The 25,915-nt window shown below is 43.8% G+C and carries 18 protein-coding genes, 1 tRNA gene, 1 other RNA gene and 3 pseudogenes; 6 read left to right on the top strand and 17 right to left on the bottom strand.

The features are described 5' to 3' along the window. Nucleotides 1–150: 150 nt before the first annotated feature. From rlmB to tsaE, 12 genes and pseudogenes are all read right to left on the bottom strand, one after another. Nucleotides 151–945 (bottom strand): 23S rRNA (guanosine(2251)-2'-O)-methyltransferase RlmB, encoded by a 795-nt coding sequence (gene rlmB / locus A4A68_RS00965; RefSeq protein WP_082800144.1) that lies wholly within the window; start codon nt 943–945, stop codon nt 151–153. Nucleotides 946–1,193: 248 nt separating this feature from the next. After that, complete coding sequence (rnr, locus tag A4A68_RS00970; protein WP_067565543.1) at nt 1,194–3,539, bottom strand: ribonuclease R; 2,346 nt, start codon at nt 3,537–3,539, stop codon at nt 1,194–1,196. Between the two features lie 344 nt (nt 3,540–3,883). Continuing rightward, nucleotides 3,884–4,237 (bottom strand): annotated as a pseudogene (locus A4A68_RS03850) (adenylosuccinate synthetase); the annotation flags it as partial. Nucleotides 4,238–4,323: 86 nt separating this feature from the next. After that, nucleotides 4,324–4,727: pseudogene (locus A4A68_RS03855) on the bottom strand (adenylosuccinate synthetase); the annotation flags it as partial. A gap of 62 nt (nt 4,728–4,789) precedes the next feature. After that, on the bottom strand, nt 4,790–5,794 hold the full coding sequence (gene hflC / locus A4A68_RS00975) for a protease modulator HflC (protein ID WP_067565546.1): 1,005 nt from the start codon (nt 5,792–5,794) through the stop codon (nt 4,790–4,792). 3 nt (nt 5,795–5,797) lie between these two features. Beyond that, on the bottom strand, nt 5,798–7,039 hold the full coding sequence (gene hflK, locus A4A68_RS00980) for an FtsH protease activity modulator HflK (RefSeq protein WP_067565549.1): 1,242 nt from the start codon (nt 7,037–7,039) through the stop codon (nt 5,798–5,800). A 525-nt stretch (nt 7,040–7,564) separates the two neighbouring features. After that, nucleotides 7,565–7,870 (bottom strand): RNA chaperone Hfq, encoded by a 306-nt coding sequence (hfq, locus tag A4A68_RS00985; protein ID WP_067565553.1) that lies wholly within the window; start codon nt 7,868–7,870, stop codon nt 7,565–7,567. Nucleotides 7,871–8,108: 238 nt separating this feature from the next. Next, the gene (gene miaA / locus A4A68_RS00990) at nt 8,109–9,095 is read right to left on the bottom strand and encodes a tRNA (adenosine(37)-N6)-dimethylallyltransferase MiaA (RefSeq protein ID WP_067565556.1); all 987 of its coding nucleotides are present in this window, start codon (nt 9,093–9,095) and stop codon (nt 8,109–8,111) included. Nucleotides 9,096–9,639: 544 nt separating this feature from the next. Continuing rightward, entirely contained in the window at nt 9,640–9,924 is a 285-nt protein-coding gene (locus A4A68_RS03460; protein ID WP_158648171.1) for a hypothetical protein, read from the bottom strand. Between the two features lie 232 nt (nt 9,925–10,156). Then, nucleotides 10,157–11,127 (bottom strand): annotated as a pseudogene (mutL, locus tag A4A68_RS03180) (DNA mismatch repair endonuclease MutL); the annotation flags it as partial. A 13-nt stretch (nt 11,128–11,140) separates the two neighbouring features. Continuing rightward, a complete protein-coding gene (locus A4A68_RS01010; protein WP_067565567.1) occupies nt 11,141–12,694 on the bottom strand; it encodes an N-acetylmuramoyl-L-alanine amidase in 1,554 nt (517 codons plus the stop codon). After that, a complete protein-coding gene (gene tsaE / locus A4A68_RS01015; protein WP_067565570.1) occupies nt 12,691–13,176 on the bottom strand; it encodes a tRNA (adenosine(37)-N6)-threonylcarbamoyltransferase complex ATPase subunit type 1 TsaE in 486 nt (161 codons plus the stop codon). Before tsaE ends, A4A68_RS01010 begins: the two co-directional genes overlap by 4 nt. A 1,436-nt stretch (nt 13,177–14,612) precedes the next feature. On the opposite strand from tsaE, the gene birA reads away from it, so the two are divergent. Then, nucleotides 14,613–15,572 carry a bifunctional biotin--[acetyl-CoA-carboxylase] ligase/biotin operon repressor BirA gene (gene birA / locus A4A68_RS01020; RefSeq protein WP_067566522.1) on the top strand — a complete coding sequence of 320 codons (960 nt, stop codon included), beginning with the start codon at nt 14,613–14,615 and terminating at the stop codon, nt 15,570–15,572. A 468-nt stretch (nt 15,573–16,040) separates the two neighbouring features. Here birA and murB read toward each other — a convergent pair whose 3' ends face one another. Next, nucleotides 16,041–17,075: a UDP-N-acetylmuramate dehydrogenase gene (gene murB, locus A4A68_RS01025; RefSeq protein ID WP_067565573.1), complete on the bottom strand. Its 1,035-nt coding sequence runs from the start codon at nt 17,073–17,075 to the stop codon at nt 16,041–16,043. A gap of 1,517 nt (nt 17,076–18,592) precedes the next feature. On the opposite strand from murB, the gene rplU reads away from it, so the two are divergent. After that, entirely contained in the window at nt 18,593–18,904 is a 312-nt protein-coding gene (gene rplU / locus A4A68_RS01030) for a 50S ribosomal protein L21 (protein ID WP_067565576.1), read from the top strand. Between the two features lie 600 nt (nt 18,905–19,504). Here rplU and ispF read toward each other — a convergent pair. Continuing rightward, on the bottom strand, nt 19,505–19,984 hold the full coding sequence (gene ispF, locus A4A68_RS01035; protein WP_067565579.1) for a 2-C-methyl-D-erythritol 2,4-cyclodiphosphate synthase: 480 nt from the start codon (nt 19,982–19,984) through the stop codon (nt 19,505–19,507). Between the two features lie 812 nt (nt 19,985–20,796). Between ispF and rpsF the strand changes: the two genes are divergently transcribed. The 4 genes from rpsF (at nt 20,797) to rplI (ending at nt 22,680) form a co-directional block, all read left to right on the top strand. Then, nucleotides 20,797–21,192 carry a 30S ribosomal protein S6 gene (rpsF, locus tag A4A68_RS01045; RefSeq protein WP_067565585.1) on the top strand — a complete coding sequence of 132 codons (396 nt, stop codon included), beginning with the start codon at nt 20,797–20,799 and terminating at the stop codon, nt 21,190–21,192. 3 nt (nt 21,193–21,195) lie between these two features. Further along, on the top strand, nt 21,196–21,516 hold the full coding sequence (gene priB, locus A4A68_RS01050) for a primosomal replication protein N (RefSeq protein ID WP_102135076.1): 321 nt from the start codon (nt 21,196–21,198) through the stop codon (nt 21,514–21,516). A gap of 4 nt (nt 21,517–21,520) precedes the next feature. Then, complete coding sequence (gene rpsR, locus A4A68_RS01055; protein ID WP_067565589.1) at nt 21,521–21,748, top strand: 30S ribosomal protein S18; 228 nt, start codon at nt 21,521–21,523, stop codon at nt 21,746–21,748. A 482-nt stretch (nt 21,749–22,230) separates the two neighbouring features. Continuing rightward, nucleotides 22,231–22,680 carry a 50S ribosomal protein L9 gene (gene rplI / locus A4A68_RS01060; protein ID WP_067565592.1) on the top strand — a complete coding sequence of 150 codons (450 nt, stop codon included), beginning with the start codon at nt 22,231–22,233 and terminating at the stop codon, nt 22,678–22,680. A 344-nt stretch (nt 22,681–23,024) separates the two neighbouring features. Here the strand turns inward: rplI and speG are convergent, their stop codons facing one another. The 3 genes from speG to A4A68_RS01075 all read right to left on the bottom strand — a co-directional run bounded on the left by speG (nt 23,025) and on the right by A4A68_RS01075 (nt 25,760). Continuing rightward, entirely contained in the window at nt 23,025–23,630 is a 606-nt protein-coding gene (gene speG / locus A4A68_RS01065) for a spermidine N1-acetyltransferase (RefSeq protein ID WP_067565595.1), read from the bottom strand. Nucleotides 23,631–24,177: 547 nt separating this feature from the next. Continuing rightward, an RNA gene (ffs, locus tag A4A68_RS01070) (signal recognition particle sRNA small type) lies at nt 24,178–24,274 on the bottom strand. A 1,412-nt stretch (nt 24,275–25,686) separates the two neighbouring features. Beyond that, nucleotides 25,687–25,760 (bottom strand) — tRNA-Pro (locus tag A4A68_RS01075). Nucleotides 25,761–25,915 lie beyond the last annotated feature (155 nt).

A 25,915-nucleotide genomic window follows, 5' to 3' on the forward strand; every position in this document is an offset into this window, starting at 1 on the left:
TCGAAGGTGTTGCCACCAGCACCCCTAATGTATCTTAACTATGAGGTCTGCGTTCACCATCACGCATACACTACGTATCGATGTAGGCTGGGAAAGCACTGTGGCCTTTTATCGACAGGCAGACGAACTCAAATACGTTACTAGCAAACCCTAATGATCTCTAAAGCGCTGACTCTCAACGCCTGGCACACAGCGAGGCGATTCTTTCTGTAGACACAGGCGTTGCCTCACAGCTTCAAACAGACACACTCCAGCAGCAACCGACACATTGAGTGACGAAACCGTGCCTGCCATGGGAATGCTGATAAGCTCATCGCAGTATTTTCGCGTCAGGTGACGCATGCCATCACCTTCTGAGCCCATGACTATTGCCAACGACCCAGTTAATTTACTTTGATAAATATGATGATCTGCTTCACCGACAGTGCCAACTATCCGGACATTATGTTCTTGCAGCAGACGCTGCGTACGCGCTAGATTGATCACGCGGATGAGTGGCACAGTTTCCCCAGCGCCGCTAGCCACTTTTTTAGCGGTAGCGTTAAGCGGCGCTGTGCGATCACGCGGTACGATCACCGCATGCACTCCGGCGGCATCAGCGCAGCGTAGGCATGCGCCTAGATTATGTGGATCGGTAACGCCATCAAGCACTAGTAGAAAAGGTGCAACTTGTTGCTTCAGAAACGCCGGGAGATTGCTTTCTTGGCATTGCCACACTTCCCGCACGCGGGCGACGATGCCTTGATGAACGGCACCTTTCACTTTCTCGTTCAGCCACTGGCGACTCACCATCTGAATAGCGATATCCGCACTTTCCAATCGCTGAACTAGCGACTGCAAACGACGGTCATCACGTCCTTTGAGAAGATACACATCTAAGAAACGCCGATGATCACACTCCAGCAAAGCTTGTATAGCATGAATTCCGTAAATAATTTCACTCATGATCGTCTTTCATCGTTAATAGATTTAGCTAATTCATTTGCTATATTAGTTAATAGCACTTATCGACACTCAACTTTCTGAACGGCGTAATGCTCTGTCCTTGGGCGGTTTATTAAGAAAATGCTTCTTTAACGATTAATTTTTCGTTACCTTTTTAGCGCGCTTCCGCCGTCGAGACTGCTGGGGATCGTCTTCGATTTGTTTATTCCGCCTACAGTGTCCATCTTCGGGCTTGTTACCTTCGTTTCTTATCTCTCCGTTGGTCGAGATGCACTATTATGCTTTAAATTAGCGAGCTGTTTATCACTACGGTGACGTTGTGATAGTTTGCCTTCGTTGCCGCCGTAGATCGTCTGCTGCTGACGCTGACGTTGTCGAATCGTTTTGCCTACGCCTCGCGACTGACGACAGCTAGAAATTAAAGAAAAATCAATTTTTCGATCGTCCATATGTACGGCTTCGACTCGAATACTGACAGTATCGCCGAGCTGGTACACTCTACCGCTAGACTCCCCTATCAACTTCTGGCTGATATTGTCATAACGATAATAGTCATTATTCAATGATGAAATGTGCACAAGACCATCGATAAACAGTTTATCAAGACGTACGAAAAAACCAAAAGTAGCTACACTGGTGATAAGTCCGCTAAACACCTCACCAATATGATCCTGTATAAAATCACACTTCAACCAATCTGCCACATCGCGGCTTGCTTCATCGGCACGACGCTCATTCAGCGAACATTGCTGGCCCAATCGCAACATATCTTTTAACTCAAAATGCCAACCGCCGGTCGGGGTAGCGCGGCCGTTAATTTCACCGGTTTGCTGGCTAAGCAGATATTTAATTGCCCGATGCAACGCCAGATCCGGATAACGCCGAATCGGCGAAGTAAAATGAGCATAGGTTTGTAGAGCTAACCCGAAATGGCCGCGGTTTTCTGGATCGTAAATCGCCTGTTTCATTGATCGCAACAGTATGGTTTGCAGCATTTCGTGATCCGGCCAGCTCGCAACCAGATTCATCATATCAGCATAATCCTTCGGTGCAGGTTTATCGCCGCCGCCAAGAGTCAGTCCTAGCTTGCCCAATACCGTGCGCAACGATGTGATGTGGTCCTTACTTGGCCTATCATGTACACGATAAAGCGCTGGTTCTTTGTACTTTTCAACAAAACGTGCCGCGGCAATATTCGCCAAGATCATGCACTCTTCGAGCAGTTTATGAGCATCATTGCGCTTTACCGCTTCGATACGTTCAATACGGTGCTTTGTGTTAAAAATGAACTTGGCCTCCTCAGTTTCAAAAAAGATCCCGCCGCGCTGAACTCTGGCCTGCTCTAGCATTTGATACATTTCATGTAATTGCGTCAAAGACTTGACGAACGGCGCGTATTGGGTGCGCAATTCCTGCTGCCCCTGCAGTGTCTGCCAAACCTTGTTATAGGTGAGACGAGCATGAGAGTGCATTACCGCTTCATAAAATTTATAACATGAAAGGCGTCCCTGAGCAGAAATGGCCATCTCGCAGACTATGCATAACCTGTCTACATGTGGATTTAACGAACATAATCCGTTGGACAGCACTTCTGGAAGCATTGGGATCACCTGTGAAGGAAAATACACTGAGGTGGCACGCCAGCTAGCTTCCTGATCGAGCGGTGTATTCGGGCGGACGTAATAGCTGACATCAGCGATTGCCACCCATAATCGCCAACCCCCACTGCGTTTTTTCTCGCAGTATACAGCATCGTCGAAATCACGTGCATCCTCGTCGTCAATGGTTACCAGCGGTAGTGCACGTAAATCGACACGCCCACGCTTGGCTTCTTCCGGTACTTCTTCTTGTAAATTCGCAAGCTGCTGTTCGACTTCTGGCGGCCAAACATAGGGAATATCGTGCGTACGCAACGCAATATCTACCGCCATACCGGTACCCATATTATCGCCGAGCACTTCTACCACCTTACCTGTGGCTTTAGTACGCCGAGTCGGGCGCTGCGTCAATTCCACCATTACCACGCTCCCCATACAGGCGTTCTTGGTTTCTTCTGGTGGAATCAGAATATCGAAACTGAGGCGACTGTCATCCGGCACAACAAATGCGTTGTCTGCATCGGTGAAAAAACGGCCGACGATCTGGTTGGTTTTCGGTACTATTACTTGTACAATGCGGGCTTCTCGACGGCCTTTACGGTCTACACTCTGAGGCTGCGCCATGACTACATCGCCGTGAATAGCCATTTTCATCTGTTCAGAAGACAAATAATAGTCATCCTTGCTGCCTTCGATACGCAAAAAACCAAACCCGTCACGATGACCGATGACTGTGCCGCGCAATAAATCCAGGCGTTTTGGGAGCGCATAACACTGGCGCCTGGTAAAAATCAATTGTCCATCCCGCTCCATGGCGCGCAGGCGTCGACGTAAACCTTCTAGTTGGTTTTTGCTGCTGATGTTCAACTCTTGTGCTAATTCCTCTCGGCTAGTGGGCTTTCCCCGCTTAGCTAAGCAAGTGAGGATAAATTCTCGGCTGGGAATCGAGAATACGTATTTCTCTATCTCTTTTTCTAGAAAAGGATCTTGTGACATCGTGTTACCTCCATCATAATGTCAAACAGGTTGCCGTGCTGCCAGTAGGTACGCGCACATCTATGTGGCGCGGCGGTTAGACAATAATGCAAACAAGGCTCGAAGTAATGCAAAACTATTATGGGCGCCTACGGCAACGCCTGTTTGTAATGGCAAATATCAACCTTATATCCCACACTACTAGACAGCGCGTAACACGCCGACTTTACAACCTCACCAAACTCTAGCGGAGTTAACTGTATCGATAAAAAGGGAACATACACAATAAGTTATAAGACTTGTTGAGTATAAATGAGGACATGCGCGGTAATGGCAAGATAAGCTATTTTGTGTATTTTAACGCATCAGGCGTCAAACGGGTCGTGTGAAATCATGGTTTCACTTCGGTTAGGCCCGGTCGATACGATCTTCGATACACTTGATGACCTGCTTCGGGAGGCTTATTGAACGTCTTCGTAGGCTCTTTCCAGTTTTCGCCAGCGGCGTATTTGTCATCGTGAAACCATCAGGTAAGCAATAAGCGATGCATACCTGCACTTCCTGCAGACCGTCAAGCACGTCAAATTTAGTGAGGCAAAAACCGGGAAGTGAGTTGACCTGCACCAACAATCCAGTGCGACAGTGTTGGCTGTGGTATTCGATGAGGTGACGTAAGGATAGGTGCCTTGATCGATATCAAGCAGCGTGTCCTGAGCACCTTACCTTACCTTCAGCGTTTACGGCATTACGTCGGATATCATCAGGATGCTACCAGTACCGTTTTGTAATCTACCGAATTGGCCTAATAATGTATTAGCTGAAAGCTGTAGTAGTGCATAATTTCTTTTAACTTATCAGGAAAATGACAGGCAAGAATTAAAAGGCACGACTCGGATATTATCATACGTCTACGTACTAGAATCCCCTGTACCTCTAGCTCACTTATTTCTTTCATTAACTCTTCTGGTGACAAAAGAACGCTGTTGGCGATAACGCTGATAACGTTTCACGCAGGATGACCGTTAATAACTAAAGTGCGATCAGCATTATGGCCACCTTATTATGGCCACTTTGATCGCGTACAACATATTTTAGCCAGTTCAGTCAGCAGGTTAACAACCTTACCTTTACTTTGTCACCCCATTGAGCGCCCAGTACGATAACGCATCTCTTTATTTCACCAGATTCCTTAAAAATGGATTCTACCATCCGCATTCCACGATTTTCAGTGCTTCTTATAGGTGATGCAGATGGCGAATCGACGCAAAAGCCTATCTAGTAGTACCTTTTGGCGATTTCATGAAGCGGAAAAAATCACTTTCCGGACTCAACACTATCATATCATTATTATTGAAACTATTCTCATATGCACGCAGACTACGAATAAAAGCATAAAATGCTGGGTCTTTGTTGAACGCATCGGCGTACAGCTTAGTGGTTTCCGCATCCGCTTCACCTCGGATAATCAAAGCTTGACGCTTAGCTTCAGACAACGTTCGAGTTACTTTGTAATCCGCTGCTGCGCGTAGCTTTTCGGCTTCTTCCAAGCCTTGTGAACGGTGGCGACGAGCGACGGCTTCACGTTCGGCGCGCATACGCTGATAAATAGCGTCGGACACTTCCGTTGGCAAGTTGATTTGTTTGATACGTACGTCAACTACTTTGATTCCCAGTGCTGCCATACTATTAGGATTCACCGATGGCTGAGGGCCGCCGTTGGTCTCACGCTCCACCCGCGCGACGACGGAAGCGATAGCGTTATCAGCAGTGTTTGTTTGCAACTCTTCATCGCTACCAGACGTTCCGTTGTTTAGTGCTTCGCGCACATCAGTCATCAGACGATTTCGGGAATCAGTGACAATCCCTTTGACATCTAACCGACCAAGCTCCGAACGTAGACGATCGGAAAACTTCCGTTTCAACAATACTTCCGCCTGAGACACATCACCGCCACCGGTCGCTAGATAATAACGGCTGAAATCGCTAATACGCCATTTAATATAGGAATCGACAATAAGGTCTTTCTTTTCCATGGTGACAAAACGATCTGCCTGGTTTTCCATCGTCTGAATGCGTGCATCAAGATTTTTTACTGTTTCGATAAACGGTATTTTTATGTGTAGACCTGGATTGTAAATCAACGGCTTTTTATCGTCGTCGCGAAGTACTTTGCCAAATCGCAAAACAATACCACGTTGGCCTTCCTTCACAACAAACAGTGACGCACACATCACCACCAAAGTTACGACCATAATAAGAAATAAAGGCTTACGCATCCGTTATTCTCTCCTTTCGCGCGTGGTATCAGTACGTTGTACATTGGCATGTCGTTGATCTATGATTGTTCCACTGACGTTGCTACCTACAGCAGGTGTGGTCGCGGTACCGCCGGAGATGCCAGAAGGCAACTGCGGCAAATTAAGGGTATCGTCGCCCAAGCTAGTCTTAGTATTGCCGGTTGACGCGTTGCGCAACATCTGGTCAAGCGGCAGTACCATCAAATTATTGCTGTCCTTGTTATTGACTAAAATTTTGCAAGTTTTACTCAGCATGCGCTCCATGGAATCAATATACATACGTTCACGGGTCATTCCCGGAGCTACTTTATATTCCGGAAGTACTTTGGCGAACCGCTGGACTTCCCCCTGCGCTTCCATCACCGTACGGGCTTTATATGCGCGTCCTTCTTCAAGGATACGCTGCGCCTGACCGTTAGCACGAGGCTGGACTTCGTTTGAGTACGCTTCGGCTTCACGAATATATTGCTGTTCATTTTCCCGCGCAGCAATAGCGTCATCAAACGCCGCCTTTACCTCTTCCGGTGGCCTGGCGGCCTGGAAGTTAACGTCCAGAAGAGTAATGCCCATGTTATATGGCTGAATAGTATCTTCCAGAACGTGCTGAGTGTCACTGCGCACCACAGTGCGGCCTTCAGTTAGAATACGATCCATAGTATATTTACCGATAACGCCTCGTAAGGCGCTGTCAGTGGCCTGTCGCAGGCTTTCATCGGCGCTGGTTACACTGAATAGATAGAGCTTAGGGTCGGTCACGCGGTATTGCACGTTCATTTCTACTCGTACAACATTTTCATCAGCAGTTAACATTACACCTGAGGCCGCTAGCTCCCGTACCGACTCCACATTGACCGTAGTTACGGTGTCGATGAAAACTGGTTTCCAGTTCAGGCCTGGCTGAACAAGATGGTCAAATTTCCCGAAACGCAACACTACGCCGCGTTCCGCTTCCTTGATTGTATAAAAGCCACTGCCCGCCCAAACGGCTATGATGACCGCGACTACTAGACCGATATAATGACCGCTTCTGCTTGGCGTGCCGTTGCTGCCTTTTTTACCAAACTCGCCCAGTTTGCGGCTGAATTTATGGTAGATATCATCTAGATCGAGCGAGCTTTGTTCATGTCCACCTTTATTGTCATTGCCGTCAATGTTGTCTTTATGATCGCTATTTCCCCACGGATCACGGTCATGTCCGTGATTACCAGGCTTATTCCATGCCATAATTTTAGCTCCACTTTACTTCCATTAGTATTCTTCAACTAAGAAAAGTATCTAGTCGGTTACGCAACCATACGGGTTAGTCTCAAGCTTGCGTAACCCCGAGTGCTTTCTTCCACTCAAGATACGTTTAGCTACGTATAAAACATGTGACAAGATGATGCGGTTGAGCCAGATCTCCTTGCAGTATTACTCTCATGTGCATGCTGAACCTGGTAACACATCGAGGCTTAATCCTGTACGATCGATCACGGCACTTACAAAGTGTGTAGGATTACACCCCTAGACAGAAAGTTAAACTTTTAACGATCTCTGCGATCTTTTCTTTTTTACTCACTGATATTTTGGATACGACATCTTTTGATTGCCGATCACGGCATACAGGAATGCTATTCCTGTAGTACACGCCTGTTTGTTCGACAAACCGATCTCTTAACAGTCAGACAAGCGTACAACATCTCATACGAGTTATAACTACACTATATGCTAAAGCGCTATGAAATGAGCAAGAAGCAAAAAAATGTTGCTTCATTCGAAGTTCTCACTTACCGGCTGAGACGGTTGAAAAGCAGAGGCGCTGCTATGATGATAACTACTGGAACCGCCACTTGGATTGTTATTATAATGTGATACAGGGCGAGCCGGTACAACAGTAGAAATAGCATGTTTGTAAACCATCTGACTGACAGTGCTTTTCAATAAAATGACAAATTGATCAAAAGATTCAATTTGGCCCTGTAATTTAATACCGTTTACCAAATAAATAGAAACCGGAACACGTTCCCGACGCAATGCGTTTAAAAACGGGTCTTGCAAAGATTGCCCCTTCGCCATTCTGTCGTTTCCTTATGCGCTTCTTGTTTATAAGAAGAACCATGTATTTCTAAACAAAATAATCGTTGTAAAAAGTACGTTCAGTACCGTCAATTGCACACATCACCTAATCTAGGCGCTAAGGGCTGTCGTTACGAGTTAAAACAGACATGAGTTATTCTTTTTGGTACAAAAATAAAAGTGGCGTATATCTTAGTTTGGATTGAATCACTTATCATCCTGATGGGATGAATTTTAATCACAATCTAGATCTTAAGTATATCGGGTATTTTATCTTTTGACGATAACTTCTAACAACCTGTAAAATCCTATCGAGAGAAGCAGCGGGTGCATTGCTATCCAGCCAATGAATATTGCACCACCTTCGAAGCCAAGTCATTTGGCGCTTGGCAAGGTGCCGTGTCGCAGAAATTCCACTAAACACCATGTCATCATAATCGGTTCTATTGGCTAAATACGACCACATCTGTCGGTAGCCGACGCAACGCATAGATGGCATATCCTTATGAAGATCATTTCGCTTAAAAAGCGCACTAACCTCGTGTTCGAAGCCAGCGACTAACATCTGATGAAAGCGCTGCGTAATACGCTGATTCAGCAAAGCACGGTCAAGGGGTGCGATGGCGAATTGATGCACCAGATACTTCAATGTTTCACCTGAAATTTTCATTAGTTCCGTTAGAGTGTGACCTGAAATGAAAAAGACTTCTAGTGCCCGTGACAGTCTCTGCAGATCATTAGGATGAATGCGATTTGCTGCAATCGGATCAATCTGTTGTAATTTTCGGTGCAACGCCTGCCATCCTACTGTTTCCGCTTCGCGCTCAATATGAGCACGTACTTCAGGATCTGCTGAGGGCAAGGGAGAGAGTCCTTCCAGCAGCACCTTGAAATAAAGCATGGTCCCGCCTACCAGCAATGGTATACGACCAGCGTTGGTAATCTCTTTCATTGCCTTAAGCGCATCAAGGCGAAAATCCTCCGCTGAATAAACTTCCGACGGATCGCGGATATTTATTAGGCGATGTGGCACCCGCGCTAGCTCGTTGGCGCTAGGCTTCGCCGTGCCGATATCCATACCGCGATAGATCAATGCAGAATCGACGCTGATGATCTCTACTGGCAGATGTTGATGCGACACTATCGCTAGCGCGGTTTTGCCAGAAGCGGTTGGTCCCATAAGAAAAATGGCTTGGGGCCGGCTAGAAAATGTCGGCTTATTCATTGTTCAGAGCTTTAAGGTGACCTTAAAATTTAATATTATCAGAAGTTCGTATAGTTGTGCTTACACCAATTTCGGACACAATCGCTCCAACTCGGAAAGTAATTGCATGGCCTGAGAATGACTCTAGGCGACTGACTCGCGCTGAAACCAACGAGCAAGCCAGACAATAAAGTGGTGATAAGTTACTAACGTTTTACTTCCAGGTATCTTAACAGGTTTGGAATCAAATTTTGTAAATTCTGGCATTGTAATGATAAAAGTACCACATTTAATATCGCATGATGTAAATGTGTCGTAGCACAATACCCATTGTCTGTAAGAGCGGTTGATGACGTTTCAATGCTACAATCTCCGCATCGTGCAGTGTTATACGTAATAGCATCAGCAGAGACTGAACTCGTAGCGTCTCACTTTTTAATATTAGTTAGCGTTCAGTCAGGCAATGTTCAGCAATCGACAAAGAGAGTAATGCAAGAGTGCTTGCCGATTTCATCGGCGCGTAGCAAGGCGGTACTAAGGTCAACACTCCGCCTATGCGGATTTTTCACGACGCGTTCTCTTTAGCGTTGACGTGACAGCAACCGCTACAAGGGCCAATGCGCAGGTAGGCATTTTCGGTATCTGCTTCAACAGAGTTGACGCTCTTGTTCCGTTTTGTCGACGTAACGTCGATTGAGTCAATTTCACGACTCAGAGATAATTGAGCCTTTTCACTTTGTCCATGATGAGCCTGACTTGCCCCAGCGTGTCCCGTGTCGTCAGAAGAAGAGATCTCATGAGAAGACGACCTGGTAGTCTTTTCCGGCCGACGCTTAGTGAGTATATCCACTGCATTGTTTGTGCTCCTTGCTGAAACGCCACTGTCTGCATACGTAGCCGGTATGCCTGGCTACCGTAAACATTATTATACTGACGCGATAACCTTGTTTTTTCACTCACATCCCCTCTGATCTTTTCCTTCGTCGCTCCGCCTCAGCGCTGGTATCTGCTGAAAGCAGCTGCTTTGATGCAGCAAGATCCACCGGTGATAGTGTACGCGTCAGCGGCCTTCCCTCACTCATCAGGCCAGAAGCCGTGCTTTGCCGCAGAACAGTCATTGCCGCCTGATAAATAAAATCATGTACCAACCGTGCTTTGTGAAACCGCACTTCGTGCTTAGCAGGATGGACATTAATATCGACCTGATGAGGCGCTACGTTAAGAAAAACTACAAATTCCGTCTGTTGCATTTCTGCCAGCTGTTCCTGATACGCCGGATGACGTGATTGATTAATTTATCGCGTATCGTACGACGATTAACATAACTGTATTGCATCTCGGACAATGCTTTTCTCGACGGAGTTGATACTCAGCCATGAATAGCTAAATCGCCATGCTGCCAGGAAACACTAAGGACCTGCTCAATGAAAGCTGATCCGCATAGCAAACCTGACCCGTGCAAATACTGGCCGTTCTGACTAATTGCTTTGTATTGGCGAACTATTTTCCGTTGCACTGTAAAATAAACGTCGCGTTGGATCGTGACAGTGCAACACAGTTGATAATTTCATCAATATGAGTAAATTCGGTTTTTTCGGTACGTATAAACTTGCGTCGGGTTGGCGTGTTATAGAATAGATCTAACACCTCCACCGTCGTTCCCGCTAGATGAGCTGCAGGTTTCAATGTAATCTCTAAACCGCAACCATCGGAATATGATTGCCAGACCTCGCTTTGTGCATTAGTACGCGAGGTCAACGTTAGGCATAATACGCCTAATACTGACCAGCGCCTCTCCGCGAAAACCCATACTAGTAATAGTTTCGAGGTCGTCCAGACTAGCAATTTTGTTAACTGCGTGTCTGGCTAGCGCTAATACAAGCTCAATCCCAGGATACTGGTGCACCTAGTACCACCGCGTTCAACATCAATTTGAATGTCGCACTGGCGACAAAATTATTTTCGACAAACTCCTTTAGAACCGACGCTAGACGTTCTACTAATTCACTGGCAGCGATTTCATTAACAAGTTGTGCGGCAATATTTGTATCAATGGCCTTTGGGGCTTAAACAAGCGGTATAGTTAACATCTGTCCTAGCATAACGTTATTGGACATCATATGATTTGCTCGTTTAACGGCACCGGTGGACACCCCATAACGTATGGCAATTGCGGTCAACGTATCGCCACGTACGACTCGATGCCGACGTGGCGCAATTTTGGGTAACGCCTTGTTCTGAAAATTGCTTCTGGCGGGAATACGCAGCCGCTGTCCTATCCAAATATTGTCTTTTTTCAGCGCATTCAGCGTCCGCATCGCTGCTATGTTTAGCCCGTACTGGCGGGAGATAGAAAATAGGGTCTCACCACGTTTAACGATATGACAACCGGCGGCGACCTGAGTGACCCTTGCATTGACATCGACGTTAATGTTCTTCGGCGGGTTTTCAATTTTTGGGACGGTTTGCAGTGGATGCGCCAGAAAATACGCGCGTAAGCCTAGATACAAAGCGTTAGCGACCTTATCCTGGTATACTCTGCTGCCGAGTAATCGTTCCTCACGGGCATTACTAATAAACCCAGTTTCTACTAGTAGCGATGGAACATCCGGCGACCGTAGGACGCCGAGACTTGCGTGTTCCGGACGATGCTTATGCAATGCACCTACCTGCTGCAATTGATCCAACACCTTTACTGCAATGCCATACCCTACCCGTTGTGAGTGGCCGAACTGAAGATCTAACACTACTTGACTAAAATAAGGATCCGATTGGCTGTTGGCAAGCAAATCGCCTGCGCCACCAAGCAGCTCAGACTGTTTCTCATGCTGCTCTAACCAATGTGCCATTTCACTATTAGCTCGCCGGTTGGAGAGAACCCATACTGAAGCCCCGCTGGCGCTACGATTCGGCACAGCATCCGCGTGAATGGAAACTAGCACATTAGCGCCCTTCTTACGTGCGACATCAGAGCGGCCAATTACTGAAATAAACTCATCACTATCACGAGTCAATGCCGATTTAAACATGGCGTCCATGTCGAGTAACGTTTTCAGTTTTCGGGCGATGGCGATAGTCACATGTTTCTCATGCAGACCGTTTGGACCCGTCGCTCCTGGATCCTGACCACCATGGCCAGCGTCGATAGCTACTACTACTGGCTCGGCACTCAACGACAACCAACCGCGAGATGTCGGTATTCTAGATATAACAGCAGCCGATTTCTGGCTGTTTATAGTTAGAATAACATTATAACGCCCTCTGACTTTCCGTGTTGTAACCTGTGCGCAGGATTGGTGAGTCAACTCGAAAACCAGACGTAAACTCTGCTTATCGACTGGCGTACTAGTACGAATGCGTTTAATGACATTCTTGTCGCTAAACTCAATGGGCAATCCCTGGGCCGGGCCACTTTTGTGAAAATCTATCACTATCCGTTCAGGATTATGCAACGAGAAAAAGGCATATACTGGTTGTCGGTTAAACCCGAGTGTTACAGTTGCTTGGCTGGCGTTATTCGCAACGTTGATATCACCGAGTGTCGCAGTCTTCGCCACTGCCTGCTCCATCGTTAAAGACACCACTAACACTGCTAGCATGATCCTGAATTTTAGCATCATGAAAGTGTACCTTGTAACAGTGCCGGCGCCAAACGGACCAAAATTTGCTCGCCGATGACGCTTAAGGCTTGCGCTATCGCTTGCCTGCCGTCGTCTTGATACTGCAGCGTTAGCACGATATCCGCTTTTGGCAAAATACCCTCCCCTCGTTGTGGCCATTCCACCAAACACAGGGCGGTGTCATCAAAATAGTCCCGCACTCCAATAAACTCAAGCTCCTCAGGATCTGCCAGACGATAAAGGTCAAAATGATATACTGTCCAGTGCAACAACACGTAAGCCTCGATCAGAGTATAAGTTGGACTTTTTACGTTCCCAGCGTATCCTAACGCGCGCAGAAAACCACGGCAAAATGTGGTTTTCCCAGTGCCGAGATCGCCGTAAAGGTAAATCACGGATGCTTGCTGACAAGCTGCGGCCACCGCAGCGCCCAGTGCGACGTTTGCCGTCTCATGCCGCAAGGATATTACACGTTCTTCCATGTCTGGTTTCTATGTAGAAAATTAAAGATTAACAAATGGATACAATACTGGAAACGAATCTATGGATAACATTATCGCGCGCATTTTCCGGCACTAGATAGTAAACGGTGGTGTGCTTATAGAGCACACAGCCAACACATATTACATCATATAGCGACAGCTTTTGTGTGGGCAAACCGTCAATGATATCGAACAAGACATTCATACCCTCCCGGGGCCAATATCCGCATTCCCGATATTGGCAACAGTATCATCTTCGATAACGAATATAAGGTCATACCAGTTGACGAGCTATATAACCGGAAAATTGCCAATATTGTCATTTTAATAAGGAGACTGAACCGTTCCTAAGTTCCTTATCCAAGGCGCATCACCACTTAATTTAGCCTTTTCTGCGACGTGTCGTAGGTTATCGTGCCATTACGAACTACAGCAGGGCGTCAACAAAGGAGAGAATTCTTTTTATTCGTGAGCACGCAAACTAGCCCAGCTCACAGAGCAATGTGCTTTTCTAGTCATACGTATGCATCAGTAACAATGAATGTTATTTTCTAATGAGTAGTTGAAAAGTATTTGGAATTAGCCTCTAGATTATTCTAGAGCCTTTAAAAATTTACTAAAGTAAAGCGTGGAGCTTCATGCTGCGTGTCATTCATTACCTTCTGTCAAGCAGATAAAATGGTCGTGTATAAGTAATTAAAGATAATTTTCTCTGGTTGTTTGACGTTTATGAACGCATAAGAACATGACCCCGTATTTATATTTTAAACTCAGAAATGCATAAATGCCACAGATCGAGATTCAACCCGTCGTGTTGGACGATATATAACCATGCAATAAATTCATCCAGCATCATATCAGAATAGGTAATTTATCACATTTGTTTTTCTTGAAAATTATAACCAGTGCCTATCTTTGACTCGCAAAGACACCTCCTAGGTTTGGTTAAATTACTTATCATAATGATACGGTTTTAGATAAATATCATCGACACAATATTTCCGATCGTTACTAGAAAACTCTTGCGCCTGGTAGGAAAAGTAAATAGGGCAACGTCGCATAGTAGGGATGCACACTCTTGAATGCGCATTAACACAGATTCTTGAAAATTTTACTGAGAAGTAGATATAGCATATCGGATGCACATGATATGTCAATCAGAGTAATTTTAAGATCTAGTACTGTTGCTAGAGTTGTTCCAAATTTTCTCAAAAAAATTTACTGTAGCCTATTTGCTAGCTAATCGAGGCTGTGATAGTAAAATCATCAAATAAGATAAAAACAAGAGATACAGCTTCTCTACAAAAATCACTATGTTGTTAATTTCCGCGCTAGCGTGCTATGTGTGTTAACAAGTTGCAGAACAATTTGGAATCTGGCTAAAACCTACAGTACAGTTTATTAGCGTCTTAGGCAAGGTAAATGCAATGAATAACATGAGAAACATAACAATCCCCCTTAAACTAATTAGTTTGTTGGCCGACGGCGAGTACCATTCCAGTAAACAATTCGGTGCAATACTAGGAATGAGCCGTACTGCTATCAACAAACACCTTCAAACAATTCGCTATTGGGGTGTGGAAGTTTTCACGGCGCCTGGAAAAGGCTATCGTTTATATGCGCCGTTGCAATTACTGGACGAAAGCGTCATCCACGCGCGCCTACCAGCTAGTCGACTAGCAGTGCTATCGGTAATTGATTCCACGAATCAGTATTTAATCGGACGTATTGGTACTACAAAACCTGGCGATGCCTGCGTAGCAGAATATCAAACACAAGGGCGCGGTAGACGAGGTCGGCAGTGGGTGTCGACGTTCGGTAATAATTTGTATTTGTCATTATATTGGCGTTTTGAGAAAGGGCTGGCGGCAGCAGGAGGTCTTAGTCTGATGGTTGGCATTGTCATAGCAGAAGTATTGCAACGCCTTGGCGCAGAAGAGGTTCGCGTAAAATGGCCGAACGATCTCTACCTAAACGACCGAAAATTGGCTGGGATCCTAGTGGAACTTTCCGGCAAGGTTAGTGACGTCGCTCATGTCGTTATAGGCGCTGGAATCAATTTGGCGATGCGCGAAAGCACAGTGGGTAAAATCGACCAAGAGTGGATTAACTTACAGGCAGCAGGTATCACCATCGACCGTAACACACTAGCCACCGAATTAACTGACACGTTGCGACAGGCGTTGCAACAATTTGAGCGCAATGGGCTCGCACCGTTTGTCTCCCGATGGCAGGCACTGGACAACTTTTTTGGCCGACCTGTAAAATTACTTACTGAAGAGCAGGAAATTAAAGGGATTTCGCGTGGCATTGATGCACAAGGGGTCTTGCTATTGGAGCAAGAAGGCACACTGCATGCTTATTTGGACGGAGAGATATCGCTACGTGGCCAGTAGATGTGACGCTTTTCCCGCTGAGCAGACATCACTCAGCTTTATTGCGCAAGACGCTCAATTAAATATTGATTAGTAACCGTAGTATTCGGATAACCTTGAAACTTTCTAACGCGCCATGATGTTGCTCGTTTATCTGTCAAGATTAGTCCAGCTAGCCAGGTCTAATCACGTTCATCCAACAAACAGAGTATATACACGGCTCTCAGAAGAATCGATGTACGGGCGAAGTTAAATCGGACATTTTTGACTGTTGTCGTTATAGTAAAATACTTATCGTAGTTTATTCAACTATCTAACGCAAAATAGTAAATACATAAATGCTAGTATTTTCTTTTTAAGAAAAAATAAATGGATAAAGATAGTCGAATACACTGGTGGAATATCATCACAATAATGTAAAGGTAAAAATCTTGGTATTATGTTGCTGAATCGACCAATGCACACACGACAGTTGAATAGTCATGTCTTTTATGTTATTGCTTTCACCGCATTCACCTCGCCAAAGGCACCAATAAAACGCACTTCTGGCTCTAGCCAGACCCCAAACCGTTTTGCAACCTGTTGACGTACATAACGCGCTAGCGCGGAAATATCCTCGCCAGTCGCATTATTAACGTTGACTAAAACCAGCGCCTGTTTATCATGTACTGCTGCATTGCCAAGACGATAGCCTTTAAGTCCACATCGATCGATTAGCCAACCTGCTGCTAGTTTCACTCTGCCTTCCGACTGAGGATAGTGAGGAGCATCAGGATAGCGGCTTAGAAGTTGTGTTGCTTTTAATGCATCAACAACCGGATTTTTAAAAAAACTACCGGCGTTGCCCTGAAAAATAGGGTCAGGAATTTTCGTGCGACGCATCGTGCAAACCATATCATAAATCAACCGAGGAGTAACTCGCTGCGGATTCAGGCGAGCTAAATCACCATAAGTCAACACCGGTTGCCAGGCTTTGGCAAGACGAAGACCAACAGCAACAATGGCGTAGCGTTCGCGCAACACGTGCTTAAAGACACTATCTCGGTAACCAAATTGACATTCAGTTGCATTCAAGCGAAGTAAAGTGCCGTTTACTAACTGCAACACATCGACATAGTTACAAAACTGACGCAGTTCGACGCCATAAGCGCCAATATTCTGAATCGGCGCAGCACCAACGCAACCGGGGATAAGTGCTAAATTTTCTAAACCAGGCATATCTTGTTCAAGACAAGTACGCACTAGGTCATGCCACATTTCTCCGGCACTGACGTGTAAATGCCAAGCGTCAGGATGCTCTTCGATTGTTAGACCTTCAATCCGATTTAGCAATACGGTGCCAACATAATTTTCTAAAAATAACACATTACTACCACTACCTAACACCAGTGCCGGTGTAGCGTTATCTGCAGCTTGACGCCATAGCTTGAACAGCTTGGTTTTCGTATGCGCTGTGATTACGCGCCGTGCGCGCACATCAATAGAAAAGCTATTAAATGGCTTTAATACTCTATGATTATTCATTATTACATAGCCTACCTTTACTTTTGTTGCATTAGTTTACTCGCTCACACTAGAAAAAAATGAATGCATTTTATGATACGGAATAATATCGATGCTAGACTGCACGCCGAACACTTTATAATTGACAATGTGCTGTTGTTTAATATCAGGTAAATATTTTTACTTTCACATTATATACTATAAACTATTGATATTTTAAATTAAAGTTATTGGATCTCATAGAATAACAGTTGAAATATTTCTCCTTTTTATGAAGGAGACCATCCGTCAATTAAAAACTACAGGTCTGCTGCTGAGCAGACAGGTTGAAGGGATGTTTGTGCAAAGTAATTTATGAAACGCTTTAGTGAGCTGCTGACTTGAAGTATTAACGAAGCATTTTGAATCGCAAGATACCTATGAAAATAGATCTTTTCTTGAAGGAATGACACCTATTAATGTGCTACGCGGTAGCAAGTAGGATTTCAAGCATCTCCGTGAATGCCATCAGGAAATTGCGGTAGCACATCTCCATTTGGAGTTCATTGAGAAAATATTGTTGAACTTAAGCTGAGAATATAATCATCAACGTCTTTCGCAACACAAGAATTAACCTTCCTGAAACGGCGGTCACGCGGCAATAGAAGCTATAAGCCTGTCTTCGTGTCTTCTGACAAACCAAGCATAGAAGGAAAAGCGGTTTTCACTAAACCAAGATAAATCAGGAACACAAGAATATGGTTTCGATCGAAACACGCGCTTGGCTACAGACACATCTTGTAATGACAGTTCTTGCTTATTGTTTAAAACGCACCTTTTCTAGCATATACACCTACGTTTCTTTCGTCCGAAGCTGATGCCGGAGCTCTGAAGTTTCCGAAGGTGTCCGATAAGTCTCGCCAGATAAGTATTATTTATTCAGGAAAAGTTCCTAAAATATTTTCCCCACTAAGTACCGAATCCCGATCCCCAATGTGACTCAAAAGTATTACCCTAGTAAAGGGTGACAGTTCGTTGCCGGCGGACGCTCGGAAACTGACGTTGCAGAAGAATATCCAGGCATAACGATTAATATTACGAACAACATAATAGTTTCAGCGTTTCGCGATGTGAATTAAGACATATCTTGTCGAGCTATCGCACAAGCGAACGGTGTTTTTTTAAAAGCCCTGTGCCAATACGCTGACTGTACCGATGGTACCGATACATTGGTAGGGAAAATGTTTCAGGTGGAAAGATACATGAAAAGATCGTTTGCTAGAATATGACTGTACACTACTATCAGTAAATCTAAGTCATGACTTTATCTATTCAGTATCTTGTCATATATGGAATCGGATAACATAAATAATTACTTCTGAGTATACTTAAAATCAGAGAGTAATGGCAATGAAGAAACTGCGCCTTTTCCCGCTTGAAATAAGCAATTCTGCACTTGTCTTTAGTGAAAATCTTGTGTATAATTCGAATTCTTTCGTAAATATTTATAGCATGCTCCAAACAATTATAAGTTAAGCGTGCGGAAAGCGGAGTTTGTTATGTATGCTGTTTTCCAAAGTGGTGGTAAACAACATCGGGTAAGCGAAGGTCAAATCATTCGTCTCGAAAAGCTAGATGTCATAGCGGGTGAAACAGTTAGATTTGAACAAATTATCTTGATTGCTAGTAGCGAAAGCATTCAGATCGGAAGTCCTTTCGTGAACGGCGGTAAGGTCACGGCAAAAGTCATGGCTCACGGTCGCGGTGATAAAGTAATGATTGTCAAAGTTCGACGCCGTAAGCACTTCCGTAAACATCAAGGCCACCGTCAAGGGTTCACTGACGTTAAAATCACCAGTATTTGTGCTTAACATGCGACTTTACACATAAAAAAACTACTTAATCAAAAGTGAAGTTCCGTTCGTCATCGTTTTTCATGGCTTAAAGAAACGGCTCCTATCTTCCTTTCCTAATAAATTTTTCCGTTTTCATTACCAAAGAGAAGCTCCGCAAATAGGTTCGGAGATTTTACTTTTAGAACGCACTCCTAAGTGCCATGAAGCGAAGCATTGTCATTCAGCTGTCGTCGATATGACTATAATTTTAAGTTTACATATTGGACTGTGACAGACTCCAAAATTCAACACAATTGCATTAATAAATTTTCCTTATAATGTGACATCCCTAGGTACTGCCAAAGACCTGCTGAAACAGCAGGAGACATTGTACAACCGTAAACTGGAATGTCACGCAGTTGGGGCCGAGTTTACCGAATGCAAAAACCACTGTTCTTTTCTTTCAGGGCCCAGGCGAATAATCAATAGATTATTTTACAACCATGCCACACTGATTCACCTTCTCTGTCCGAGTAACCCTGCACGTTTCTCATACCTGTATGCTGCCATAGTTCTCATCAAACCAGTCACAACTGATTTGCCTGTAAACCAAGGTAGCTAATATAGTCCAGACCGTCAGTCATGAAGTCTGACTAGTAACGCCACCGCCTCGCAGGCAATGCCTTCACCGCGACCGATAAAGCCTAATAGTTCAGTAGTAATCGCTTTGACATTGACGTCATCTATACAGCAATTAAGATCTTTTGAGATATTCACGCGCATTTTCGGAATGTGCGGCGCCATCTTTGGTGCTTGGGCAATAATGGTAATATCCAGATTACCCAAACGATAGCCTGTAGAAGCGATCCGGCGCCAGGTTGTGCGCAATAATGCGCGACTATCGGCTCCTTTGAAAACCGGATCGGTATCTGGAAACAATGTGCCAATATCGCCCAGCGCAGCAGCACCAACTAAGGCATCGGTGACAGCATGCAGGACAACGTCAGCATCGGAATGCGACAGCAAACCTTGTGGGTAAGGGATACACACGCCGCCGATGATCAGCGGGCCTGCGCGGCCAAATTTATGCACGTCAAAGCCATGTCCGATGCGCATTCACTCGCTCCTTGTATTAAAGTCTATCATTACAAGATGGAAAATATTGTTATTGATGTTATTTATCTTTGTTGTAGTGGAGGCCAATGAAATTCGACGTGATAGTCATACGGCATCGGGCGATCAACGCTACATTTGTAAACTCTGTTCAAAAACGTTCCGCTGCATTTATGTTGTCGAGGTGTTCAGCCAGATTATCGTCGCTATGGCAATGAATAATTTCGAATATAAAAATACCGTATGAGTATTAAAGATTCTTATATATATCAATTACCCTAAACAAATCGCCGACGGACTTAATGCTAAAAGCAATTAGATACTATACAGAATATAGACACCCTACTAGTACATTTTATGCTTAAAATCACATAAAAACAAACTTTTACTCAATCCACAGATGCTACAAAAATTATTAATATTGTTCAGTGCATTTAGCATATAACATGACTTTACTGATGTTTAGCCAATTTATACAATCTTGTCAAAATACACTTAGTGGATAGAGCAATATTTACTGGAAGTGACGCGTTCATCTCAAACGTTTTGCTCGTAAACTATTTGCTTTCAAAATTATAAACGATACGCGACAAGAGCATCAGTTGGCACTAGATCATAATGTGAGTCTTAAATATACCATTATTAGTATTTTATATCATGACGACATCACTTCAATAAGAAATACTCCATCACGGTCCTTGTTTTTGGCCGAACGGATAAGTAAAATCGTGCGTCATTTTTCGACTTATACTCCTTGCTTCCATGGGCTGTGTTAACCATGACAGGAAGCTGAATAATCCGTAAGGAGCAACTCTATGCGTCATTACGAAATTGTTTTTATAGTTCACCCTGATCAAAGCGAACAGGTTGCTAGCATGATTGAACGTTACAGCGCTTTGATTACTGATGCTAAAGGCCAAATTCATCGCCTGGAAGACTGGGGACGTCGTCAGCTAGCTTACCCGATTAATAAGCTGCACAAAGCACACTATGTGTTAATGAACATAGAAGCACCAAAAAAAGTGATTGATGATCTGGAAATAGCTTTCCGCTTTAATGACGCAGTTATCCGTAACATGATTATGCGTGTTAAGCACGCGGTAACTGAACCATCTCCGATGGTTAAAACAAAAGATGAACGTCATGAACACCGTGAAGATTTCGCTACTGAAACTAATGAAGATGTTGATGCTGGAGATATTGAAGAGTAATCGATGATAACGGCGAACTGTTTGATATTGTCAGGTATCGTATGCAAGACACCTATCAGAAAGGTCAGCCCGTCAGGTGTTCCGCATTGTCAGTTCGTGCTTGAGCACCGCTCTGTGCGGCAAGAAGCCGGTTTTTCACGTCAAGCATGGTGTCGCATCCCCCTGGTGGTCAGTGGAAAACAGATGCTCGAAATTACTTGTTATATAACAGTCGGTACGCAGATCACTGCGCGAGGCTTTATCAGTTGTCATCAAGGGCGAAATGGCCTTAGCAAAATAGTTCTACATGCCGATCAGATTGATTTGATAAATTCTGGAGACTAACCCTATGGCACTTTATTTCCGTCGTCGCAAGTTCTGCCGTTTTACCGCGGAAGGGGTTCTTGAGATCGACTATAAAGACATTGCTATGTTAAAAAACTATGTCACTGAAAGTGGTAAAATTGTTCCGAGCCGTATTACCGGAACTCGCGCCAAATATCAACGTCAGCTGACTCGCGCAATCAAATATGCGCGCTATCTTTCTCTGTTGCCGTACATTGATCGCCATCAGTAATCGGTCAGTGTATACCAGAAAATTTGCTCACAAGATATAGGGCTATAATATTTTCGTCAATACGATAGCTACGTAGTGATTTTGGAGGCAAGAACAGGTTTGGCAAGATCTGCCGCTCAACGTGTTGTATTAGATAAGCTGATGGCCAGTGGTCATTATAATTGAATTTAAAGATCAGCATCGGCTGCTTGATGGCTTCGGATAATCGGCATAATAAACACTGATTGTATTGTATTGCCTAGACAAAACAGAACGAGGCTTTATCAACGCATTAGCGTTTATAAATTAAACTGCTAATTTCCACTACTCGCAATTGCCACAATGCACAATGAATGTTAGAGCTGTTGTCAAAAGGTCAAGACAAGTGTTAGTTGTTCTTTTTTATAAAACAAAAAGAACCGCATAGTTTAAGTTTAATGAACTGTTCTTAAAAATTTTATTTTATGACGACAGAACTTCTAAGTCGTTGAGAGGATAAGATAATGCAAGTTATTCTACTTGATAAAGTTGCCAACTTGGGTAGGCTAGGTGATCAAGTTAACGTAAAGTCAGGTTATGCTCGTAACTTCCTGTTACCGAAAGGTAAAGCTGTGCTGGCTACCAAGGAAAACGTGGAATGTTTCGAAGCGCGACGCGCTGCATTGACAGCTAAGTTAGCGGAACTTCAGGCTGAGGCAGAAGCGCGCGCCGAGAAAATAAATCAACTAGGCAGCGTCATCATTACGTCTAAAGCAGGCGACGAAGGTAAGCTATTCGGCTCTATTGGCGCTCGCGACATTGCTGGTGCGATCACTGCCGCTGGCGTTAACGTCGCTAAAAGCGAAGTACGTTTAAATGGTGTTCTGCGCACGACCGGTAACCATAATGTTAGTATTCAGGTGCACAGCGATGTTTTCGCTACCCTGAAAGTGGTAATTATTACAGAAACTTAATTATATAATTATGTGAACCGCTTAGTCGTTTGACTATCCTAGATACGAGCAAGAACGGAGACGCTTTTATCAAGGTACTCAACTACAGGCATGGATCAATCTATCGTCTCGACGATATAGCAACGTAGGTTCTGGGTGCAAAGACGCAATTTTGGTGTCGACCTTTAGTATATAGCTGAAGTTATTATCCGATGTGAAATAAGTAACGAGCCCTTGCGCCTCTTTTGAGGCGGCAATATAGCAAGATATCTTTTTCGTTTTCTTGACTACCTGATTAACGGTACAATTTCCCATATGCTATCATACTATACCTGTTAGATGTAGTGTTGTCCAAGCAACTGTTATCATGTCCGCTCGGACATTGTGTGACCGGCATCTCTGTCATGTCCGGACTCAAGCTCACGCGCCGCAGCAAGAGCGTTTTGATATTCGTGTTGGAATAGGCACATCCGCAACGTATTGCGATATTGGCCATTGATAAAAAACTCTTGCAGCAAAACCCCTTCTTGCTTGAAGCCCATCTTAGTATAGATGTGGATGGCTTTCGTATTTTCTTCGTCAACAATTAAATACAATTTATGCAGATTAAGAACCATAAAACCGAAATTCAGCGCTAAATGCGTTGCAACGCTAGCGTAGCCTTTACCCTGATGCTCAGGTGCCACTAAAATGGAAAACTCGGCACGCCGATGAATATGATAAATATCTACCAGCTCGACCAGTCCAACGCTTACGCCTAGTTTGTCAATGATAAACCGGCGCTCGCTAGTATTATGAATATTTTTTTGATAAAGATCTTTTAATTCTACATACGCTTCATGCGGCTCTTCAAACCAGTACCGCATCATCATTTCATTATTATTTAGTTGATGAATAAAATACAGATCCTCACGTTCTAATGGACGGAGTTTAATATGATGATCCTCTGAATCTTGTCTTGATGGTTTCATTTTGCATTCTCGAATACTTAAATTAAAACATAATAAGATTAATCAATATTCAGTTGTTTTTATAAAAGATTAACAATTATAACGCTAACAATAATACCAGCGATACCAAACATTACTACGGCATCTAACCATTGTCCATATAAGAAAGCATTCACGATGACGATAAAAATGATTCCTGACCCGGACTAGCTAGCATAAGCGATACCCACGGGTATGGGTTTTGAGGGCCATCGATAATAAAGATAAATGAGATAGCATAGTCCAACTATAACTAAAAGGAAGATATCAGTTTGCTAAAGTTCATCGAAGCCTTGAAATAAAAACATATCACAGACGATCCTGAATAGGATACTTAAGCACCGAGATTAACACTTTTCTTTAATAAACAAAATAGTATATCTAATAAACATTGTTAGTATGGCATAATTGACAGCAGCATGTCTCATATACTTAAAGACTCTCACCATGAGTTAACGATAGGAACTGGTTGTCTTCTATTTTCGCTGAAAGCAGGAGCGGTTTCGAATAGCACCGAAATAGGTGGAGGCTCTGTCAGCGACATCCCAACACACACGTCTCTTGCTGCAGCTGCTTCCTTCCGGACCTGACCGAGTTCACAAGGTAGTGTTGCGAGAGCACCCACGAAGCCTCCGTTGATAGCTCATTTCAACGAGCGAAGGTTATTATCAATTAAGGCTTCGGTAATTGCAAATTAGGACGATTCAAAAGTCGTTTTTCTATTATTGTATACCTAAGATTTTAGCGAAAACGCTCTATGACAAGGCGAACTGAATATAACGCTGATTTAGAGATTGTAGTTACGAGTTAAAGGCAGGTGTTGATTGTTCTTATTTAGGCAAAATGGAAGAGGTAGTTGTACATCGATTTGCTTAGATATGCTGATATGATGTAGGGTAAGTTTTAATCAAAAAAATTTGTGCTATAAAGCAAACCAACAATGCTATGTTATGTATAATAAGAACGGTCCCGTTGCTGTTTTATGCTTAACATATCTTTTACGTGACTACCTCGTTGTTTATCAAGCCTTGTTTTATATCATCAGACGTAATACCATGCAACTTTGCAGTTGATGTTCTTTTATAGCAAAACCTATAATGACTGTATTGCTTTTCTATTCTATATATTATTTTTTCTCCGAAAACAGCAGATGCTGGTCAAAAGCGTCAGCATTGGTTCTCATCCATCTTAGTCGATATTCCAGTTTCTATCGGTTTTAGTGTGTGCGGTTCATGGTACCATGACCGACAGTACTGTCGGTCATGTACTGATTATCGCGTCGACTACAACTTGACTGTCCTGTCCACTAGTTAATCTACATTGAACCAAAAATGCCTCACCTTTACTATGACGGGTATGCTTACTGATTAAATGCTATTAGTCTTAGCCACATCCTTGTCTTATGACAAGGAAAGAGATGCGTCCCATCGCTATCGTGGTATTTATCCGTAATGCAGCTTAAAACATCAGTAGCTGATCTGCCATACACTACAATCTGAGCGCTCATAATTCCTCTTTAGATTGAGCAAAGCCTACAATAGCAGCACCATCTATCAGGCAAGCCATTTTTCTTCTTGCATCCAGTACAAGTAATAAAAGCCATGCAGCGGTATGGTAATACTCAGTGTGTCGGCTTACCGCTCCAAGCACCGGTACATAGCGATAAACAGCAGAGAAATAAAGACTTCTCTATCCTTTTTGCTCACTACATAATCGGTTATGTCCAACAACCCAAAGACCATGCATCAGTTATAAGGAATTATTTTTTATGCAATCATCAATAGGCTTTGATATGCCCTAAAAAAGGGAGTCACAACTACAGCTATTTCGACAAATCTTTGTTGTCTAATAGAAAAACCAATATTGCAAGAGTGTTTCAAATCCTACGGTGAGCATTGCCAACTTAGTGCTGCCTTTATCGCGTTAGCAGTTTTCACTGTTCGAGATATGCCCATAGGGCGTGAAAAGCGCTAACGTTACATATGCTATTAATGCAAAAAAGTGCAGTTTATTGCATCACACCACAACATAAAATTGATCGGTGAGAGAGGATTTGAACCTCCGACCCATACGTCCCGAACGTATTGCGCTACCAAGCTGCGCCACTCACCGTAATGCGAGCGCATAGTACTTCACCACGTTAGTCAATCTATTTTAAGAGATGTCATCAACTTATAACCCCATCAGGCACATTTAACTGTGATAGCCGACAGTAATACAAAGAACTTTTAGTACCAGTTCGCTTTGAACTGCCGTCAGGCGACTTA

The sequence above is a fragment of the Candidatus Doolittlea endobia genome (assembly GCF_900039485.1).
In the GTDB taxonomy this organism is placed as follows: domain Bacteria; phylum Pseudomonadota; class Gammaproteobacteria; order Enterobacterales; family Enterobacteriaceae; genus Doolittlea; species Doolittlea endobia.